We start from the raw sequence: 19,850 nt of genomic DNA on the forward strand, positions 1-19,850 counted from the left end.
GCGGAAAAACACGCAGGAGGCCGTCATGCGTGCGTCGGCCGATTGCGCACGGCTTGACCGAGCGCGGCGCAGGCAATCAACAACGACCCCGTGACAAAGAACACAGCGTGCAGACCGAGGTGGACGCCGATTACTCCACCGATCAGCGGTCCGACAACCTGACCGGCGAATTGCGCCGACTGCAGATACCCGAGCATCGTTCCCGACTGACTTTCGGTGGCCGTGTGCCGGACCAGTTTCGCGATCGACGGCAGCAGACCGGCCAGCGTCATGCCCATCAACCCGCGCAGGGCCGCCAGTTGCCACCAGTGCGTGACGAATGCTTGCGGCACCATCACGAGCCCGGTCAACACGAGGCAACCGATAATCACGTTCCAACTGCCGATCCGATCCGCCAGTGCGCCAAGCCGCGCCGCGGTCAGCATGCTGCCGAACGCCGAGCACGCCATCACAATACCGGCGGTGCGGGCCAGATGGTCGGTCGGCACATTGAGGTGCGCGATATAGACGGTGATGATCGGCTCGATCGACATGTTGGCGAGCAGCACCATCATCGCGGTAAGCAGCAGCGTGACCATCACGGTACGGTTGGCCAGCTTCGGCGCCGTGGCGTGGGTTGAGGCGCGTGCTTTGGCGTCGGAGTCCGGGTGAAAATCTTCGCGTACGAACAGGATCGTCAGCAGGGCGGCAACGGCGATCATCGCGCCGCCGGCAAAGAACGTACTGCGAATGCTGATCAACGAGGGCAGCACACCACCGACCAGCGGACCCACGAGACTGCCGGCCAGCGAGCCGGTCGACAGGATGCCGAGTGCCCATCCCGCACGTTCGCGCGGCGCTTGGGTGCCGATCATCACAATCGACGCCGAGGCATAGCCACCAATCAATCCGGCCAGCAGTCGCAGCACCACCAGTTCAGTCACGTTGTGCGCCATGCCGATCAGGGACATCACAATCGCCATGCCGACTGCCGCCCTCACGAGCATCGGCTTGCGTCCGTAGCGATCGGCGAGGCGTCCCCAGAGCGGCGCCGTGACGGCCGTGCCGAGAAAGGTCGCGCCGAACGCCACGCCCGACCACTGCACAATCGCGGCCTGCGACGTCACGCCGAGTTGCTGCACGTAGAGCGGCAGAAACGGCAGCAGCATGCTCAAACTGACGAGCGTGGTAAACGAGCCGAACACGCAAATGAACAGGTTGCGACGCCAGTAGAGTGTGTTTCGTGCGGCGTAGCTGACGGCGTTCGCCGGCCCGGCCCCAAGGGCCGCCACATTGGCTGGCCGATTCATAACGCCCCCCGTGATCCGGCGCGCAATTGCGCACCGGCGATGAGCACCACGTTCTGTTCCGAGTCCATTGCCTGCTCCATGCGTTTGGCGTTGCAGCCAGGTTTGGCCGTAGCTGTTACCCATGGCGAGCAGTTTACGAACAAACACGCGACGAGAGAATCGCCGCCGCGCGGCAGCTATTCTTCCGCGCGGCGGTTCAATCCGCGTCGGTGATCGCTTTGAGCGCGCTGAAATGGGCGCGCAGACGCGGTACCGCGAAGTCGACGAAGGCCCGGACTTTCGGCACCGCGAGACGGCCTTGCGGCGTGATCAGATGAACAGGGAGCGGCGCCTGCTCGTAGCCGGTCAGCACGATCTTCAACGACGCTCCGCGGACCTGTTCGGCGACGTGATACGAAAAAAGCCGCGTGACGCCGTGCCCGTCGACGGCGGAGGCCACCGCGCCCTGCACGCTGTTGACGATCAGCCGTGGCGTGAAGTGCACCGTTTGCGGCGCGGCGGAATTGTTCGACGACGGAAAGCTCCACGAATCGACGCCGAAATGCGTCATCGAAATAATCCGGTGCTGGGCGAGATCGCCAGGTTCCTTGAGGCGCGGGTGTTTGGCGAGATAGCGCGGTGCGGCAACCACCACGCGGCGTACTTCGCCAACCGGCATCGCGATTAGCGTCGAATCGGCCAGGTGAGCAATGCGCAGCGCGACGTCGATCCCTTCGTCGATCAGGTTGGCGGGGCGGTCGAGCAGGTAAAGGCGCGCGGTGACTTCCGGATACTGGTCCACAAACTCGTCGAGCAACGGACGCAGAAAGTCCTGACCGGCGGCCACGGGCGCGGTCAGCGTCAGCGTGCCGCGCGGCGCCGCGCCTTCGCCGGCAATCATCAGATCGGCTTCTTCGAGGTCGGTCAGGATTCGCCGGCACGAGGCGGCGTAACGCTCGCCGGCTTCGCTCAGCTTGATCGTGCGCGTGGTGCGATGCAGTAGCGCCATGCCGACGTGCGCTTCGAGAAACGCAATGGCCCGGCTCACGGCGGCGGGCGAACGGCCGAGGCGCCGGCCCGCCGCGGCAAGGCTGCCCTCGTCGAGGGCGCAGACGAATACCTTCATCGCATCGATTCGATCCATCGCCGGTCAGCCTTCAGGGGAGGGGCGAGGTGGTGTCGTCGCGCCGGGCGGAGCCGAGCGTCTCGACGAGAAAATCGACGAAGCGTCGCACCCGCAAGGACACATGGCGCTTGTGAGGGTAGAGCAGCACGAACGGCCGCGAGGCGCCGCCGAACGCCGGCAACACTTCCACCAGACCGCCGGTCGCCAGGTCCCGCTCAATCACGAAACGATACGTCTGGAACAGTCCCGCGCCGCAGCGCGCCAACGTCACGCCACCGAGTACGTCGCCCGCGCTCGAATAACCGCCGTCGGTGAAATGCTCCTGCACCTGTTCTCCGCTTTTGAAGAGCCAGGGAATCTTGCGGCCACTGCTTGGCAGGTCGAACTGGATGCAATCGTGGCGCGCGAGGTCGTCGACCGACGTGGGCATTCCGGCTCGCGACAGATAAGCGGGACTGGCCACCACGACCAGTTCCGCGTCTTCGAGCTTGCGGGCAATCAGATTCGATTCGCCCGGCGCGCTGCCGCGAATCGCCAGATCGAAGCCTTCTTCGGCGAAGTCGATATTGCGATTGCTGATGTGCACGTCGACCCGCACCTGTGGATGTTGCTCGCGGAACGCCGGCAGGATGGGCAGCACGCGATAGTGCGCATAGGGGGTCGGCATGCTGATGCGCAACATGCCGGCGGCGGCAGACTGCTGGCCGGTCGCTTCGCGCTCGGCGTCGAGGAGTTGTCCGAGCGCCTCGCGGCAACGCTCGTAGTACGTCCTGCCCGCGTCGGTCAGCCGGATACGGCGCGTGGTTCTGACGAAGAGCCGCACCTCCAGGCGCTCCTCGAGCCGCGACACCGAGCGGCTCACCGCCGCAGGCGTGACGCCGGCGGCGGTGGCGGCGTCCGTAAAGCTCTCCAGTTCCGCCGCGAGACAGAACAACTCGATGCTGCCGAGCATCAAGTCGTCGAATTGGCGCTTACTGGTTCGTTCGATGATCCGCGGGCTATTCATTACTTGGCGTATCAAATGAATTTGACATGAGCGTATTTATCGACGCGAGTGGCATAAGTATAGTGAGTTACATGGGAGCCGGACAGACATCGGGACGCCCTGCGGTACGTGTGGATGGCGGAACGACTGTCTGCCGCTGGTAGTACACGCCGTCGAACCTGGGGCAACTGAAAGGAGTGCATCATGCCGTACATCAAAATTGAGGTGACGCGCGAAGGTGTCACGCGCGAGCAGAAGGCCGAATTGATCAAGGGCGCCACCGATCTTATGGTGCGCGTGTTGCACAAGGACCCCGCAGCCACTTTTGTCGTGATCGAGGAAATCGATACGGACAATTGGGGCTGGGGCGGCGAATCGATCACAGACATACGCGCACGGCAACGCTGAGCGCGTCGCGATTTCAAGGAGCCGAGGACATGAAGGACTCTCCGAATCTGCTCGCCCGCTTGGGCGTCGCCTTGCCGATCATCCAGGCGCCAATGGCGGGCGTGGGCACGCCGGCGCTAGTGGCGGCGGTATCGAATGCGGGCGCACTGGGCTCGCTCGGTGTCGGCGCGATGAACGCGCAGAGCGCGCGGGCGGCGATCCACGAAATTCGTGCGTTGAGCAGCAAGCCGTTTAACGTCAATGTGTTTACCCACGCGCCGGCCGTTGCCGATCCCGTTCGGGAGGCGCGTTGGCTCGAGTATCTGGCGCCGCACTTCGGGCGCTTCGGTGCGAAGCCGCCCACGGCGCTGCGCGAGATCTACACGAGTTTTGTCGAAGACGACGCGATGTTCGAGATGTTGCTCGACGAGCGTCCGGCGATGGTCAGCTTTCACTTCGGCTTGCCGTCGGCCACGAAAATCGCGGCGTTGCGCGAAGCCGGGATCGTGCTGGTGGCGAGTGCCACCAGCCTCGATGAAGCCGCTCAGATCCAGGCGGCCGGCCTGGACGGCATCGTCGCGCAGGGCGCCGAGGCAGGCGGTCATCGGGGCAATTTCGACCCGTCGGCACCGGACGAACTGCTCGGCACGATGGCGCTCGTGCGACTGATTGCTCGCGAGATTCCGCTGCCGGTGATTGCGGCCGGCGGCATCATGGACGGCGCGGGCATCGCCGCTGCGTTGGCGCTGGGCGCACAGGCCGCGCAACTGGGTACTGCATTCGTGGCATCGCCCGAATCTGCTGCGGATGCTGCGTATCGTGCCGCACTGCTGAGTCCCGAAAGCCGCACGACTTTCATTAGCGCGATTTCCGGAAGGGCGGCGCGCGGCATCAAAAACCGGTTCAGTGAGTTGGGCGATGATCCAGCGCGACCCGCGCTGCCTGACTATCCGATTGCCTATGATGCCGGCAAGGCGTTGCATGCGGCCGCGAAGGCGCAGGGAAGCGCTGAGTATGCGGCTCAATGGGCAGGGCAGGCCGTGCGGCTTACGCGGGCGATGCCGGCGGCGGAACTGGTTGAGACGCTAGTTCGCGAGACACGCGAAGCGCAAACGAATGGGTGACGCCGCGCGTTCAATCAGCACTCGCGTCCACAACTACGCGCTCACCAATTGTCCCGCATCGGAATCGAGTCAACCGAGCCAGTCGCCAGCGCAAGCGCCGCCGCTGCGGATAACGAACTGCTGTAGCTATCCGCGTCCGCGTTCTTCGCTGCCAGCAATTGATTCTGCGCAAGCAGCGCGTCGGTGACCGAGCCGACGTCGTGTCGATACGCATCGAACGCGGCGCCATAAGTCGTTTGCGCGGCAGCAAGCAACTCTTTCGACGCAGCCTGTGCGGCGAGACTCGTCTGCAGCGTATTCTGCGCGGCAACGATTTGCCGAACCGCTTCTTCGCGGCTTCGAGTGAGACGGGTCGACGCGCTGTCGGCATCGTTGCGTGCCTGCGCGAGCACGGCCGATCTCAGGCCGCCGTCATACAGCGGAATCGTCACGCCGACGATCACGCTGCCGCCGTAACGACCGCCGCTCAGGTTCACCGTCGGCAGTTGCTGGCCGATGGCCGGCACCGCCGAAATCGACGAACTGCCAGTGTTGTACGCGCCGTTTGCCGAAAGGAACACCTTCGGCATGAAGTCCGACTCGGCCGCCTTCACTTTCGCCAGATTGACCCGCTCGGCTGCATAGGCGCTCAACACGTCCGGGCGGCGAGCGATGGCGGACGACACGATCCGGTCGATCGAATCGTTCGTGATCGCCGGGAGCGTGTGCGCCGGCATCTCCGCGATCCTCGGCTTCGACAGCGGAGAAATCCCCATCGCGGCGATCAGCGCGAGATAGCTGTTGCTTTCGGCACCCTGCGCCTGGACGAGTGCGAGCCTGGCTTGCGCGCGATTCTGATTGGCCTGCGCGACTTCGATGACGGTGCCGATGCCATGTTTGTAGCGCGACTGCGCGGCAGCCAGGATCGCGTCGGCGTTGTCGAGGCCTTGTTGCGTCGTGACGATGCGGGCGCGCGCGGCCTGGTACGCGTAGAACGCGACGCTGACGTCGAAGATCACCTGTTGGTGAACGGCAGTGAAGGCGATGTTCGCCATCACCGAGGCCTGCGACGCGGCCTCGACGCGCGCGGCGCGTCCGCCGAAATCGAACAGCAGCCATTGCAGCGCGACTACCGAAGTCATGCCGTGCCCCGTTGCAGTCGACGATGAATCGCCGAGCACGGACGTCTCCGAATTATGAAGGCCGGCGTATTGCCCCATCGCCGCGATCGACAGTTGCGGAAGGTACGCGCTCTTCGCGATGCCGGCCGCTAGTGCTACGTTGCGGGCGTCGTTCCAGGCGATGCGCGTCAGCGGGTTCGCTGACTCCGCCAGATCGATCAGTTCGGGTAGGTCGTATGCATGCGCCTGCTCGAGTGCCGGTGGAGGTGGCACGGCGGCGAGTGCGGGATTGACGGGGAGTTGGTAGCTCCGTGCGGAGGTGGTCGAGGCTGCTGAGTTAGCTAATGCAGCCGAGTTAGCGGAAGCAGTGGAAGCAGCCGACGCCGGCCCAGGCACGATGGCGCCCGTCGCGTCCGTCTGCGGTTGCCACGGACGGTCGGGACTGTCCGGCGCCATGTCCAGCGATGACGTGGCGCATCCGGTCAAACCCGCTGCGGCCAGGATCGCCAGTGCGAATGAAGGGTTAAGCCGGCGCATGGGTCGCGAGTCCCTTCGCTGCGTCGTCCGACGCAGCGTGTTCGAGTTGAGTGAGGCGTGCATCGCCGAGGCGTAGCAAAGCGGTGCGTGTGTCGTCGTTGGCTGCTGCTTCCGGTAAAGCTGCATTTGGGGCGACCGGCGAAGCTGGTTTCCGCGCGGAAGGCAAAGCCGGGGCTCTCGCGACCGCAGCAGACGTAGCAGCCGCAGCGCCGGTTTCATCCGACGGCACCGGAAGCCCGTCCATGGCCCGCTTAAGCCAGCCTTCAATCGCGGCATCGCCCGGTCGGTGATCGGCGAGCAGGAACATCGGCCCTTCCAGCGCATCGAGCTTCGCCAGCGCGCTGCGGCGCTCGGCGATCCACTGCGCTTCGGGACGAACCCACGACGGCTCGTAATGCATCAGCGCGATGTCCTGTTCCAGCGCGCCGCACTGAGCCATGGCGCTCGCAGCCTGCGCCCGGCGCGTGACGGCATCTGGCAGCGCCGCCAGTCGTTCCCATTGCTGCCTCAGCGCGACGAGGCCGGCGTCGATGCGCGCGGCCACAGTGACCGGCCACACGCGGGTGAAAACCAGATAGACGACCACGTTGCCGATCAGAATCCCGATCGTGCGATCCCGCGCGACCGTCAGATCGTAGCCAGGCGCCGCGCCCTGCAACACGCACATGAAAAACACCAGGGCGATCTGGAAGCCGGCATACGCCATCCGTGGCGAACCGAAAGCGATCCACGCCGACAGCCATGCACCGACCAGCACGAGCGTCATCAACCCGGCGACGGATGTCAGCACGGGTGTGACGAACACGATCGCCGCGATACCGAGGAGCGCGCCCACCAGACATCCGGCGATCCGCAGCGTCATCTTCTCGACAGTCTCAGCGGTGGTGCCGAGCGACACCATGTAGACCGTGATGAAGCAGGTGTGGATACCGGGCCAGTTGATCTGCGAATAGAGCAGATAGCAGAACATCGCCGCCACGGTGGTTTTCAGCGCGTAGCGGACGTGTTCGGGGTTGGTGAATGCATCCGGAAGAAAGAAACCGCCGCGCTTGCCGGCGGGTGGCGCGGGGTCGGCTTTGACTTGCGCTTGGGGTTGGGCTTCGGTTTCGATTTTGCCCGCGCTTTCGACACTAGTTTGCGCTTCGGCCCGCGCATCGGTCCGCCCATCGGTTTCGGTTTTGCCTGCGCCTGCGACAACAGCTTGCGCCTCGACCACAGCGAAGCGGGTGATCGCCTCGTGCAGATCCTCGACGACAAGCCGCGCGAGCGGCGTCAGTTCGGCCCCGCTGGGCAGCTTGAGTTCGATGTCGACTGGATAGCCGCCTGCCTCAAGCATCCGCGCCATGTTCTCCAGCGTCTCGGCGATAGGCGCAGCGAACGATGCCGGCAGCCGTCCCGACGGTTCGCGCACCGCGAGATCGGCCGCGACCAGAATCGTCAGAGTCGACGACACGGCCTGCCGCAGCGGCCCGACATCGTCACGCACCGACGAGCCGTCGACGACCGAGAGCTTGAGCCACGTGCCGATTTCCGCGTCGCCCTCGCGCAGGCATGCGCTGAGTTCGTCGGCCGTCGCCTCGGGTTCGACCAGGCTCTGCGCTGCGAGTCGCAGACGCTTCGCCAGCGCGCGGCCGGCCAGCTTCCGCGGCGACGGCGCGATCAACAGGTTGACGCCGATCGAGATGCCGACCGGAATCGCGACCATCAGCCAGACGTAGAGCAGGGCGCGCGTCGCCACTTCGCCGAACGGTACGCTGCCGAGTTCGTCGAGCGCAAAGCCGACGATCATCGCGAGGATCGCGCCCACCGGCCGCAGCTTGCTCGCCGAGGTCACGAACAGCAGACCGAACGATAACCCCGTGATGCACGCAACCCGCCACATGGGATCGTCGAGCGCGAACATGGCCACCACCGTGACCAATCCGATCATCAACGTGACCAGCACCAGCAGCGCCGAGCTCAGCATCACGCTCAGCACCCGGTCGGGCCGGCTCAGGAAGAACACGACATAGGCGGAGATCGCGGCTTCCGGCGTGCCGTACGCGCTCGTCACGAACGCCGTCAGCGCGCAGATCAGCGCGATGCGCGCCGCCATCGCCGCGCGCCCGGGATAGGGCGCCAGCAGCTTCAGGATGTCGGCGGGGCCCGGTCGGGCAAGATCACCGGCAGGCTGCGCCATGCCGGACCTCGACTATCGCGCTCGCACCGATTCGCACCAGCCGGGCGGCCGGCTCTTCCAGCCGCACCCGCACGGGGAAACGCTGGGCGACCCGCACCCAGTTGACGGACTGCTGCACGATCGGCAAGGTGCGCGGCAGGTTGATACGGTCGGAATCGGCCACGCCCGCGCCGATACCGACCACTTTGCCGTGGATCGCCTGGCTGCGGTCGATCATCGAATAGACGGTCGCACAATCGCCTGGCTCGATCCGCGCGAGCGCGCCTTCCCGGAAGTTGGCGACGGCGAACCATTCGTCCGCGTGGACGAGCGTGAAGATCGATTGATGCGGCGCGATCGTCTCGCCCGCCAGTACCGATAGCCCCGTGACGAAGCCATTCTGCGGCGCACGCACGACGGTGTCGTCGAGGCCGCGCTGCGCAAGCGCGAGGGCGGCCTCGCGCGCATGCACCGAGGCGACGGCGCCCGCTTCGTCACCGATCGTCTGCGCAGTGGCCTGCTTCTGCTCCTGCGCCTGCTTCAGCGATAACGCCGCGTCATGCTGGGCGACCTGCGCCTGATCCAGTTGCTGAACCGGGACATAGCCCTTCGCCACGAGCGGCGTAAGCCGCTCCACGGTGCGGGATGCCAGTTCGTAGTTGTGTGCCGCTTTGCCCGTCTGATCGCCGGCGATAACCGCCGTGGCGCGCTCGCCGACAATCGTCCTGCGTCGCGTGTCGAGCGTCGCGCGGGCCAGTTCGAGGTCGGCCTCGGCTTGCGCGACCGCGAGCCGGTAAGGCACAGGATCGATCTCGAAGAGCACGTCGCCCTTCGCGACCCGCTGGTTTTCTTCCACCGGCAGCCTGATGATCCGGCCGCCGACCGGCGACGCGACGTGGACGACGTCGGCATCGATCGTCGCGTCGTCCGTTGATGGAAACCGGGTGGTCCGGTCATAGCCGTACCAGGCCGCCGCGAGGCCGAGTACGACGATTACGCCCGCGATCACGCGGCCCTTGATGGAGGCTTGGCGCTTGCCGGCGATTTTCATAAGAGCTGTCCTGTTCCCGAAAGCCAGCAGAGCACGCCGACCGTCAAACCGATCGCCACGCAGACGGAGAGCTGAAACGGAACGATCTGCGCCCACCCCGTGGACACGAAGATCCGATGGGCGACGAGCGCGCCGATGAGTCCGACTACCGCGCTCAACAGCCAGAGCGGGAAGTAGGCGCCGAAGATTTCATACGACGGCGCACCGCGCAGCGTGCACCCCTGCAAGGACAGGCTCAGGGCAGCGGCGACCGGAAGGTGCCGCGTGCGGAGCACGATCGGGTCGCAGGCGCTTCTTTGATTTGGCTTGAACGGCATTGCGGCGTCGCGAAGTGAGTGAATCCATGGTGGAAGCAACGAAATCACCGGCACTTTACCAGCGCCGCAGTTTCGTTTCGATGTTTTCTGCTATCGCACGCGTTCATCTATTCCGGATCGTCGATGTCGATACGGACATTTTGATTTGAAGATGAGTATGCCATGCGATGCGCATATTCGGCATCGTATCTGTTTCTCTTAATCGTCAAAAATGCCGTCTGTCAAGCCCCAGCAAAGGAAGGACGATTATCCAGTAAACGTTAAAGACTTTTCTCTTACTGCCGTTTACAGGGTTGCGCGATTTTGCGCAGGGTATATCGAGATCTAATCAATCACTGTGCGGCATTGAGAGTCCGCACCCAGAACTAATAAAATGAAAATGAAAACAAAATCAACTCTACTCGTTTCAATGTTGGGTTCACTTGTGCTCGCTGCGTGTGGCGGGGGTGGAGGTGGCGGCAGCAGCACGCCGACCGCCCAATCGGCCAGCACACCGGCAAGCGCACCCGCGGCTGCGTCGGCGCCGGCCTTGACGGGTGAGGCACTGCCGAGCCTGACCGCCCCGCAGGCTGGTTCGACGGCTGCCGCAGGCAACGGTTCCGAAGGCATCTGGACGCAATCGGGCACGACCAACATGACGGCCTTCGTAGACCCGACCGGCAACCTCTCTTACATTAATGGCCTGTTCTCGGTCGTCACGTCGACGTTCTTCGGGACGATCGCCCCCGCTGCGCCGAACTGGACCTTGACCACCGGCTTCGAGACTTCTTTGGGCGGCATTCGCTACACGGCAACATCGGGAAGCGGGACCTTCACCGCGAACCAGGTCTTGAATGGCAGCTACGTGGCCAACGGCAACACCGTGAATCTGACGCTGAAGTATGACCCGGCGAATGCGCTCGCGGTCACCCAGTCGAGCGTCGCAGGTACGTGGGCGCAAAGTTCGACGACGCTGACGGTCGACGATGCGGGCGGCTTCACCGGTTCGATTCTCGGCTGCGGTGTATCGGGCACGCTGGCGTTGACCACGCCGGGCTCGAGCAAGAACCTTTACACGATGACCTTGAGCGGCACGACGAGCACCTGCACGCTGCGTTCGGGCGTGACCTACTCCGGTAACGCAGCAATCACGTTCCTGCCTGTTTCCGGCAGCACGACGTTGTACAAGCGGACGGTCGTCTATCTGATCAAGGCAGCCGATAACTCGGTGATCGGCTACGGTCAAGTGACGAAGCAGTAAGCCGGTTGAGGGCCGCGGCGCGCACTGGCGCGCTGTGGTCCTCGCGCACTACTTTTGCAATGCAGGTTTCCGGGCCTGGCTGCTTTCTGAGGCGAAGCAGAGCGCGGAGCCGGTTTCCATCGTCTAGGGTATAGCCGCGCATTGGGTTTGCGCGGTTATCTTCGCCGCCTAGCGACGCCCGCTGCGGCCCCACACGTAACGTACCCAACGTTGCCACCTGCTGCGTTGCGGAGCGATAGCGTTGCGCGATGCCAGCTCTTCGCGGTCGCGCTCGACGCTCTTCTGCACCTGATCGTGGATCTGGCGCAGCGTCAAACCACCGGGGCCTTTCAGTTTGTCGGGATCGGAGTCGGAGTCAGAGTCGTCTTTCATTGGAATAGCCTGGTCCGGATGAGTCGGCTTGATCTTGATACAGATGGACAGTCGCGGCAAGCACGTGAAAGAGGCTTTTACGTGACCCGCCTTCGAATCCGCAGGACTGGCACAATCGGGGTGACCTTCGATTCATCAGGGAATCTCCATGCCAGACGCTGACCCGTCTTCGCCGCCTGCATCACCTTCACGACGTATCGGCCCTTTGTTTGCCCTGTTTCCCTTCCTGCGCCCCTATGCGGGCCGCTGGGCGCTCGCGTTCCTCGCGTTGGTGACGTCGGCAGGCGCCACGCTGGTGTTGCCGGTGGCGTTCAAATACCTGATCGATCGTGGCTTCGCGGGGGGCGATCGGGCGCACATCGATCGCTATTTCTTCGCGCTATTCGTCGTTTCGCTAGTACTGGCCGCCGCCACGGCGCTGCGCTTCTACCTCGTGTCGTGGCTGGGCGAGCGGGTCACGGCCGACTTGCGGCGGGCCGTCTACGACCACGTGCTGGGGATGAGTCCGCAGTTCTTCGAGACCACGCAGACCGGCGAGGTGCTGTCACGACTCACCGCCGACACCACCTTGATCCAGACGGTGGTGGGCACCAGCCTGTCGCTGGGATTGCGCAACTTCTTCCTGTTGACCGGTGGCGTGGCGATGCTGGCGGTGACGAGTCCGGTGCTGTCCGGATACATCATCGCGACGCTGGTCGTGGTGGTCGCGCCTATCGTGATCTTCGGCCGGCGCGTGCGGCGGCTCTCACGTGCGAGTCAGGACAAGATCGCGAACACGAGCGCGTTGGCCGGCGAGGTGCTCAATGCCATGCCGACCGTGCAGTCGTATACGCAGGAACCCTTCGAGGTGCGGCGCTTTGCTGGCGCGGTGGAGGCAGCCTTTGATACAGCGCTCACGCGCATTCGTGCACGCGCCTGGCTGACCGCCGTGGTGATCGTGCTGGTGTTCAGCGCCATTGTGTTCGTGCTGTGGCTCGGCGCGCAGGCGGTGCTGGCCGGGCGGATGACAGCGGGCCAGTTGTCCCAGTTCATTCTCTACGCGGTGTTCACGGCGGGTGCCGTGGGAGCAGTTGCTGAAGTGTGGGGCGATCTGCAGCGCGCTGCTGGCGCCACCGAACGTTTGCTGCAACTGTTGGCGGCGCGCTCGCCGGTGGTGCAGGCTGAAACCACGGTCGCGTTGCCTGCGCGAGGCGAGGGCATCCGCTTCGACAACGTCGGCTTCTCGTATCCGTCGCGCCCTGGCATTGCGGCGCTTTCCGCACTTTCGCTCGATGTCCGTCCGGGCGAACATGTCGCCTTGGTCGGGCCGTCCGGCGCGGGCAAGACCACGCTGTTCCAATTGCTGCTGCGCTTTTACGATCCGCAGTCCGGCAGCATTCTGATCAATGGCGTCCCGACGCGTGATGTGCCGCTCGTCGAATTGCGCAAGGAAATCGGCGTGGTGCTGCAGGAATCGGTGATCTTTTCTGGCAGCGTGCTCGACAACATTCGCTACGGCGCACCGGATGCCACGCTCGCTCAAGTACAACGGGCTGCCGAGATGGCGGCCGCGGCCGGCTTTATCGACGAACTGCCGCAGGGCTACGACACCTTTCTCGGCGAGCGTGGCGTGCGTCTGTCTGGCGGACAGCGCCAGCGCATTGCGATCGCTCGCGCGATCCTGAAGAATCCGCCCATTCTGCTGCTGGACGAAGCAACCAGCGCGCTCGATGCCGCCAGCGAACGGCTGGTGCAAAAGGCGTTGGACAACGCCGCGCAGAACCGCACCACACTGGTTATCGCGCACCGTCTTGCGACCGTACAACAGGCCGATCGCATTGTCGTACTGGAACAAGGCCGCATCGTCGCGCAGGGCCGTCACGCAGAGCTTCTTCTGAGTTCACCGCTCTATGCCCAGCTTGCCGCCTTGCAGTTCGGCGAGCAGTTGGGGCATGCGGTGCAGCGAGGCGCGGTGAGCGATCCGATTGACTCGGTGTGACAAGCCAACCATACGCAACCCTGTTCATTCAGAGAAAAGCGCCGCGCAGCTATCGTGCGCTCGGCCCGGTCGATTGCCTGAGCTGAAATAGCGCACGCACTTCGTGTCCGTGCTGCGGGCGCTTGCCGTCGAGCACATCGAGCAGGTACTGCGCGGTAAGGCGCCCGATCTCGTACGTGTCGACTCGCATCGTCGTCAGCGCGGGGCGTAGCTCTTTCGCGATCTCGAGATCGTCGAAGCCCGTCACCGATAATTCAGTGGGAATCGCGATACCCAGTTCCTCCGCCTCGCGCAGGACACCCAGCGCGATGTGATCGTTGCCGCAGATGATCGCGGTCGGGCGCTCGCACGGCGCTTGCCAGATCGAGCGCAGGCAGCGTCGGCCGAATTCGATCGTTGATTTGCCTTCGAGCATGTGCTCGGGCCGCACCGCGAGGCCGTGGCGTTCGAGTGTCGAGCGGATGCCCGCCACGCGTGCCTGCACGCGATCGTTGTCGCGCGTCGGCTGGATGCAGACCGCGAACGAGCGATGCCCGAGGCCGATCAGATGTTCGGTGATCTCCGTGTAGGCCGCGTGATTGTCGAAGCCGACGCAGATATGTGGACTGTCCTTGCGATACGCATACGTGACCGCATAAGGCACGCGATAACTCCGCAACGCCTCGAATAGTTCGGGGGGATGAGCCTCGCCCACCACGGCCATTGCCTCGACACCGCGTGCGAGCATGGCGCGCACCTGCACGAGCGCCTGCGCCGGATCGTAGTTCGAGCAACCGAGCACGAGTGTGATGCCGCGTGCCGCGAACGCGGCCTGCATGGCGCTCACCTGCGAAGCGAACACCTGGTCGTCCAGCGTTGGAATGATGATGCCGGCAATGTGACTGCGCGTGGACGCAAGCGCGCGGCCCGCTGCGTTGGGAAACCAGTTGAGCGTGAGCGCGGCGTGTTCGACACGCTCGCGCACATTCGCCGAGACCTTGTCTGGCTCGTTGTAGACCCGCGATACGGTCGCTGTCGATACGCCCGCAAGCTTGGCGACATCGGACAGCACGGTGCGGCCCGTGTTGCGGCGGGCACGGTTCGTCGGAGTTCGGACGGTGGCCGAAGAGTCGGGGGAGTCAGGCATCGGATCAGAAAACGAAGAGTGAATCGGAGAACGCCCGACATCTTACCGCCGCGTGCGCGCGAAGCGCGAGCAGGCATGGCGGCGGGGGTTCGCGTTCCGGTCACCGGGCGTCCCTGAAGGCTGATGCCTATGAACCTAGCCGCGTTGACCAAGCGCGGCGATGCGCGAACGGAAATGCTCGGTGCCGGCGACGATCTTGTCGAGCACCGCGTCGAGCGCCCAGAAGCGTTCGCGCACGTCGTAGTCGATCGCGCGGCAGCGAATCGAACCGAATGTGCCGATGCGCTGGTGATAGATCTTCGCAAGCGCGGGGTAACCGAGCGCTTCGGATACGGCAGCGAGCACGAGAAACGTCGCAAGCTCCTCCGCGAGAGCCGGGTCCTGTGCCGCGTCATTGCGCAGCCAGTTGTACAGATCCGGGTGGAAGTTCGTGAATACGCCGTTAAAGCCTGCGGAGCCGGCCTTCATGGCGTCCCACGCGATGGCCGCGTTGGCGTTCAGGATCTTCAGCGGCGAGCCTTGTGCGAGCGCGACGCGCCGCTTGACGGTCGCGAGATCGCAACTCACGTCCTTCAGCATGATGAAGCGGCCGGTATCGATGCAGAGCTTCAGTTCATCGTCGGACAGCAGCCGGCGGTAGGGCGCCGGGCATTCGTACAAACCGAGCGGCATGTCCGACGGAAGTCGCGTGAGGAGCCGCTTGAGATTCGCCGCGAAGGCCTCCGTTCCCTGACGATTCGGATCGAGCCGGTTCGTCACGAGCACGACGCCTTGCGCGCCCGTGGCCGCCGCGACGTTCAGCTCTTCGGCCTGGGCATCGGCGTCGTCGCTGATGTGGCCCGAGACCACGACGGGAATGCGGCCCGCGACCTTCTCGACGACGAAGCGTCCTAGCGCGCCACGCTCGGCGAGCGTCAGAAACTGCATTTCACTCGACTGGGCGACGGCGAACAGCGCGTCGGACCCGTGCGCGATGTACCACTCGATCAGGCGTTCGAGTCCGGCGTAGTCGATGGCGCCGGAATTGTCGAACGGCGTGAGCATCACGGGGACGATGCCTTCGACTGAAGTCGTGGCGTGCTTGGCGGTGGTCATGTTGTTGATCTCCGGGGAAGAATTCGATGAGAGGGCGCGGCGGCCGCGTTCAGGCGGGCGCTCGCAGGGTTTCGGTGGAGACGGGCTGGTCGTCGATCGGTTTGCGCACCAGCAGGAGGTAGCTCATGGCGCCGGCAAACGCGATGCCGGCGGCCGTCAGCAAAGCAGGGACGAACGACCAGGTCTGCGCGATGTAGCCGGTCAGGATCGGTGCGAGGGCGCCGCCCAGAAAGCCGCCGAAGTTCTGGATTGCGCCGAGCGAGCCGACGCGATTCGGCGGCGCGGCGGCGGTGGCAAGCGCCCACGAACTGGCGGAGGCGGCATTAGCCAGAAAGATCACCACCGAGATGCACACGATCGCGATCGTGTTGCTCTCGACGAGCGCCGCCGGAATGGTGAACGCGACCATGCCGAGCATCGCAATCACCACCGCATTGCGGCGGCTGGTGACCGGGTTCGTGCTGCCGCTCGTGATGAGATCGGAGAACCAGCCGGCTGTGAGCGAGCCCAGAAAACCGCAGAAGAACGGCACCGACGCCGCGATGCCTGTATGCATCAGGCTCATGTGCCGCTCCATCGTCAGGTAGCCAGGCAGCCACGTGAGGTACACCCAGTTCAGGTAGACCGAGCCGAAGAAGCCGATCAGCATGCCCCACGTGGTTCCGTGAGAAAACAGCGAACGCCAGTCGGCGAACGTGACTGCGGGGGCCGGCTTGCGGTCCGCTTCGTCGCCTTCGAGATAGTGCCGCTCCGCTTCGCTCATCGTGGCTTTGGCCGGATCGCGATACACCGCGAGCCATACGACAGCGACGACCAGACCCAGCACGCCCGTCACGATGAAGGCCCAGCGCCAGTGAAACTGAACCACGATGATCGACAGGCAAAGTGGTGCGAGCGCCGTGCCGAGCGGGGACGCCGAATTGAAGATGCCGGTCGGCTTGCCACGCGCACGCAACGGAAACCAGTTGCTGACGACACGCGCTGCCGACGGAAACTGCGGCGCCTCGCCGATGCCCAGCACGATTCGCGCAAGGACGAACCAGCCGAAAGTCGAGACGAATCCGCCGGCGGCCTGCGCGATTGACCAGACGATCAGGCCGATGCCGAGCAGCTTGCGCGGTCCGATCCGGTCGACGAGGCCGCCCACCGGCAACTGGAACAACGCGTAGCTCCAGGAGAACGCGGACAGCAGCAGGCCCATCTGACCGAGTGAGAGGCCCAGGTCATGACGGATCAGCGGATTGGCGACCGCGAGCGTTCCGCGGTCCAGATAGTTGACGATGCCGCTCACCATCAGCAGCGTGAGCGCCACGATCTGGGCGCGGCGGATTTTCGGTGGGGCCTGCTCGAGATTCGGGGTGGCGCTCATGCTGGTTGTCTCCGGTTCATGTGTTTGTTTGGGGCGGGGCGCGCTGATGCGATGTCAGGTCGCCGGGAGATCGGGGTTCTCCAATTGCAATTCTTCGCGCTATGTTAGCGCTTACATGTTGGCGTGTTGACCGTGTGTCAGGCGGTCATTTCAGCCGGTTAAAGCTGTTCATTTAAAATGATAGCGCTTACATTTTGAGCCACATTCCGACGAAGTGGCAAGTGTCAGAGTGGGTTTGGCGGGTAAACACCAGTCATTCGCGGCTGGATTCCGGCGTTGATGGCGACGCAGGCGCCACCGCGAAGTCAAGCGGTGTTAAAGCGTTAAAGCGTTAAAGCGTTAAAGCGGTGATGTTGCCCGTTGTCACTTCACGCCGTGCTTTGCCTGCCAGCGCTGCATGAACGCGATCTCATCGTGTTGCGCCTTGATGATGTTTCGGGCGAGGCGCTTCAACTCGGGATCTTTGCCGTATTTCAGTTCCACCTGTGCCATTTCGACCGCGCCTTGATGATGCGGAATCATGTGGGCGACGAAGTCCTTGTCGGCATCGCCCGTGTAGGCAGGCGCATCCATGGCCTGCATCATTTTCTCGTCAGCGTCCTTGAACGCTTGCGTCGATGCGCTCGACCCGGCGTCCGCTGAACCGGACATGTTCATGCCGGGCATCGACGCACCCTGCTGGGCGTAGACGGGCGCCGCGGCGACAGCAAACGCAACGCTGCTGAAAAGGCAAAGGGCACGGAGTGCGCGAAGGTTTTTCATATTGGATGTTCCGTTGGGAAAAAGTGATATCAGGCGACCATGATGCCGCGACCAGGGTGCTCAGCTTAATCGATAGACACAGCTTGATGCGATCTCTTTAACGCTTGAGCGAAGGATGAAACCCTGCCGCTTCGATTGCCTCGATGACGCGTTCCGGCGGCAATGTCGATGCGACCTTCACGATTTTAATGGCGACATCGACGTCGAGCTTCGCCTCCGGGTCGAGGCCAGTCACTGCACGAGTAATGGCATTGGCGCATCCGCCGCATGACATGTCCGGGATTTGGAATTCCATTTCTTGCCTCCGATGAGAAATCACAACTTAAGCTTGGACCTTCCCATGGGGGGAAGGTCAAGCATATACGTCCATGTTGTTGATACTGCCGCCAACCGTAGCCCTGTCGACGCAAAAAGCCGCCGCGGACTGTTGCGGTCCGAGCCTTACCGCCTTCCTATCCTCTTATCTTCTTGGCTTCTTAAACAGCGTGCTAGACTCCGTTCCCATGTCTTACTGGCGCAAACTCTTCCTCGTCGTGCTGCTCGCGCTGAGCCTTCCGGTTCAGTCGTTCGCGGCCGTCTCCATGAAATGCGAGTCGTCGCATGTTGGTGGAGAAGGGGTGTCCATGCTCCATGAGAATGCTGGCGAGGCGACTCACCAACATGACCATGCTGCGATGATGGCCGATAGCGCCAATGACATCGCCGGTGCCCATTCGCAGAACGACAGTCACCCTGGCGGCGCGCATCATGCGCACGCCTGCTCGACCTGCGCGTCGTGCTGTTTTGGCGGCGGCTTGCCGGTCGCTCCGGTTGCGGCGATATCCGCCGACGCCGTCCACTTCGCTGTGCCTCTTGCTCCCTCTGTCCGTGTCGCGTCATTTCTGACTGACGGCATCGAACGACCTCCCCGAATCTCTCTCGTCTAGTTCCTTCGCAGCGTGATGCTGCGATGTTCAATTTCGCCTTGATGGCCGCACGTTGCACGTCGGCTGTCCGGGTGGCATACGACGAGAAAATCAATGCGAACGTTTATTGCGGCGCTGCTAGGCGCGACGGCAGTATTGCCGGCGCTCGTGCACGCCATATCACCACTTCCTGATCCGGCGGATGCCGCGGCATCAGTTCCGGCGGTCAATGTGCCGTCCGCCTTCGCGGACTATCGGCCATACCTGGAACAGAAAGCGCCCACCTGGCAAGCGCTCAATCGTGCGGTGGCGAGTCGATCGGGCAAGCCCGAGATGGACCAGGGTCAAATGCATTCAGGCGATGCCGATGCCAACCACAGCTCCGGCCACGGCTCCAACGCCGGCTCCAACCAAGGCTCTAGTCACAGCAGCCACGGTTCCCATCAAGAGGGGCCGGCAGAATGAAGCAGCATCTCTTTCTCACTGGCCGACTCATTGCCGCCACTACCGCATTGGCGTTCCTCGCCGGCTGCACGACCTTTTCGAAGGACGGCGGCTTCGACACCGTTTCAACAACAGCATCGCAGCGGCTCGGCAAAGACGCCGTGCTAGTCAGGACGGACGAAGATCGAAACGCTGTCGCCAAACGCACACAGGAACTGCTATCCCGACCACTCGGCATGGACGACGCGATCCAGATCGCGCTGTTGAATAACCGCGGATTGCAGGCCTCGTATAGCGAACTCGGCATTGCCGAGGCGGACCTGGTGCAGGCGGGACGGCTGCCGAATCCCGGCTTCACATTCAGCCGCACGCACGGCGGCAACGATCTGAGCATCAGCCGTACGTTCACGCTCGGCTTGTTGAACATGCTGACGCTGCCGTTGTCGACACGCATCGAGAGTCGCCGTTTCGAGCAGACCCGGCTGCTCGCGGCGGACGCCATGCTC

19 protein-coding genes and 1 pseudogene are annotated in these 19,850 nt (G+C 63.8%); 7 read left to right on the forward strand and 13 right to left on the reverse strand.

Annotated elements, in window-relative coordinates:
• Positions 1 to 23: 23 nt before the first annotated feature.
• From FSO04_RS36700 to FSO04_RS36710, 3 genes are all read right to left on the reverse strand, one after another.
• The gene (locus FSO04_RS36700) at positions 24 to 1,289 is read right to left on the reverse strand and encodes an MFS transporter (RefSeq protein ID WP_154566384.1); all 1,266 of its coding nucleotides are present in this window, start codon (positions 1,287 to 1,289) and stop codon (positions 24 to 26) included.
• A gap of 196 nt (positions 1,290 to 1,485) precedes the next feature.
• Positions 1,486 to 2,412 (reverse strand): LysR family transcriptional regulator, encoded by a 927-nt coding sequence (locus tag FSO04_RS36705; RefSeq protein ID WP_154566385.1) that lies wholly within the window; start codon positions 2,410 to 2,412, stop codon positions 1,486 to 1,488.
• A gap of 13 nt (positions 2,413 to 2,425) precedes the next feature.
• Positions 2,426 to 3,400 (reverse strand): LysR family transcriptional regulator, encoded by a 975-nt coding sequence (locus tag FSO04_RS36710; protein WP_154566386.1) that lies wholly within the window; start codon positions 3,398 to 3,400, stop codon positions 2,426 to 2,428.
• Positions 3,401 to 3,583: 183 nt separating this feature from the next.
• Here FSO04_RS36710 and FSO04_RS36715 point away from each other — a divergent pair, with 183 nt between their 5' ends.
• Both FSO04_RS36715 and FSO04_RS36720 read left to right on the forward strand, forming a co-directional pair.
• Positions 3,584 to 3,787: a tautomerase family protein gene (locus FSO04_RS36715; RefSeq protein ID WP_154566387.1), complete on the forward strand. Its 204-nt coding sequence runs from the start codon at positions 3,584 to 3,586 to the stop codon at positions 3,785 to 3,787.
• Between the two features lie 29 nt (positions 3,788 to 3,816).
• Positions 3,817 to 4,890, forward strand: a complete 1,074-nt coding sequence (locus FSO04_RS36720) for an NAD(P)H-dependent flavin oxidoreductase (RefSeq protein WP_154566388.1) — start codon at positions 3,817 to 3,819, stop codon at positions 4,888 to 4,890.
• 41 nt (positions 4,891 to 4,931) lie between these two features.
• On the opposite strand, the gene FSO04_RS36725 is transcribed toward FSO04_RS36720, so the two are convergent.
• From FSO04_RS36725 to FSO04_RS36740, 4 genes are read right to left on the reverse strand one after another with little or no spacing between them, the layout of a single operon-like run.
• A complete protein-coding gene (locus FSO04_RS36725) occupies positions 4,932 to 6,527 on the reverse strand; it encodes a TolC family protein (RefSeq protein WP_154566389.1) in 1,596 nt (531 codons plus the stop codon).
• Complete coding sequence (locus tag FSO04_RS36730; protein WP_154566390.1) at positions 6,514 to 8,706, reverse strand: FUSC family protein; 2,193 nt, start codon at positions 8,704 to 8,706, stop codon at positions 6,514 to 6,516. The genes FSO04_RS36725 and FSO04_RS36730 overlap by 14 nt, the downstream gene beginning before the upstream one ends.
• Entirely contained in the window at positions 8,687 to 9,736 is a 1,050-nt protein-coding gene (gene mdtN / locus FSO04_RS36735) for a multidrug transporter subunit MdtN (protein WP_154566391.1), read from the reverse strand. Before mdtN ends, FSO04_RS36730 begins: the two co-directional genes overlap by 20 nt.
• On the reverse strand, positions 9,733 to 10,053 hold the full coding sequence (locus FSO04_RS36740) for a hypothetical protein (RefSeq protein ID WP_233465115.1): 321 nt from the start codon (positions 10,051 to 10,053) through the stop codon (positions 9,733 to 9,735). Before FSO04_RS36740 ends, mdtN begins: the two co-directional genes overlap by 4 nt.
• A gap of 409 nt (positions 10,054 to 10,462) precedes the next feature.
• On the opposite strand from FSO04_RS36740, the gene FSO04_RS36745 reads away from it, so the two are divergent.
• Positions 10,463 to 11,293 carry a hypothetical protein gene (locus FSO04_RS36745; RefSeq protein WP_325063549.1) on the forward strand — a complete coding sequence of 277 codons (831 nt, stop codon included), beginning with the start codon at positions 10,463 to 10,465 and terminating at the stop codon, positions 11,291 to 11,293.
• A gap of 168 nt (positions 11,294 to 11,461) precedes the next feature.
• Here the strand turns inward: FSO04_RS36745 and FSO04_RS36750 are convergent, their stop codons facing one another.
• Positions 11,462 to 11,665, reverse strand: a complete 204-nt coding sequence (locus FSO04_RS36750; protein WP_154566393.1) for a hypothetical protein — start codon at positions 11,663 to 11,665, stop codon at positions 11,462 to 11,464.
• Positions 11,666 to 11,813: 148 nt separating this feature from the next.
• On the opposite strand from FSO04_RS36750, the gene FSO04_RS36755 reads away from it, so the two are divergent.
• Positions 11,814 to 13,643, forward strand: a complete 1,830-nt coding sequence (locus tag FSO04_RS36755; RefSeq protein ID WP_154566394.1) for an ABC transporter transmembrane domain-containing protein — start codon at positions 11,814 to 11,816, stop codon at positions 13,641 to 13,643.
• 49 nt (positions 13,644 to 13,692) lie between these two features.
• Here FSO04_RS36755 and FSO04_RS36760 read toward each other — a convergent pair whose 3' ends face one another.
• The 5 genes from FSO04_RS36760 to FSO04_RS36780 all read right to left on the reverse strand — a co-directional run bounded on the left by FSO04_RS36760 (position 13,693) and on the right by FSO04_RS36780 (position 18,290).
• Positions 13,693 to 14,769 carry a LacI family DNA-binding transcriptional regulator gene (locus FSO04_RS36760; RefSeq protein ID WP_154566395.1) on the reverse strand — a complete coding sequence of 359 codons (1,077 nt, stop codon included), beginning with the start codon at positions 14,767 to 14,769 and terminating at the stop codon, positions 13,693 to 13,695.
• A 135-nt stretch (positions 14,770 to 14,904) separates the two neighbouring features.
• Positions 14,905 to 15,864, reverse strand: coding sequence for a dihydrodipicolinate synthase family protein (locus FSO04_RS36765; RefSeq protein ID WP_154566396.1), 960 nt, complete (start codon positions 15,862 to 15,864; stop codon positions 14,905 to 14,907).
• A gap of 49 nt (positions 15,865 to 15,913) precedes the next feature.
• A complete protein-coding gene (locus tag FSO04_RS36770) occupies positions 15,914 to 17,233 on the reverse strand; it encodes an MFS transporter (RefSeq protein ID WP_154566397.1) in 1,320 nt (439 codons plus the stop codon).
• A gap of 363 nt (positions 17,234 to 17,596) precedes the next feature.
• Complete coding sequence (gene copM / locus FSO04_RS36775; RefSeq protein ID WP_154566398.1) at positions 17,597 to 17,995, reverse strand: CopM family metallochaperone; 399 nt, start codon at positions 17,993 to 17,995, stop codon at positions 17,597 to 17,599.
• A 97-nt stretch (positions 17,996 to 18,092) separates the two neighbouring features.
• Positions 18,093 to 18,290, reverse strand: coding sequence for a heavy-metal-associated domain-containing protein (locus FSO04_RS36780; RefSeq protein ID WP_154566399.1), 198 nt, complete (start codon positions 18,288 to 18,290; stop codon positions 18,093 to 18,095).
• 73 nt (positions 18,291 to 18,363) lie between these two features.
• Between FSO04_RS36780 and FSO04_RS36785 the strand changes: the two genes are divergently transcribed.
• The 3 genes and pseudogenes from FSO04_RS36785 to FSO04_RS36795 form a co-directional block, all read left to right on the forward strand.
• On the forward strand, positions 18,364 to 18,921 hold the full coding sequence (locus FSO04_RS36785; protein WP_325063550.1) for a hypothetical protein: 558 nt from the start codon (positions 18,364 to 18,366) through the stop codon (positions 18,919 to 18,921).
• 93 nt (positions 18,922 to 19,014) lie between these two features.
• Positions 19,015 to 19,365 (forward strand): hypothetical protein, encoded by a 351-nt coding sequence (locus tag FSO04_RS36790; protein WP_154566400.1) that lies wholly within the window; start codon positions 19,015 to 19,017, stop codon positions 19,363 to 19,365.
• Positions 19,362 to 19,850 (forward strand): annotated as a pseudogene (locus FSO04_RS36795) (TolC family protein); the annotation flags it as partial. The gene FSO04_RS36790 and the pseudogene FSO04_RS36795, both read left to right, overlap by 4 nt.

Source organism: Paraburkholderia madseniana (genome assembly GCF_009690905.1).
Classification (GTDB): domain Bacteria; phylum Pseudomonadota; class Gammaproteobacteria; order Burkholderiales; family Burkholderiaceae; genus Paraburkholderia; species Paraburkholderia madseniana.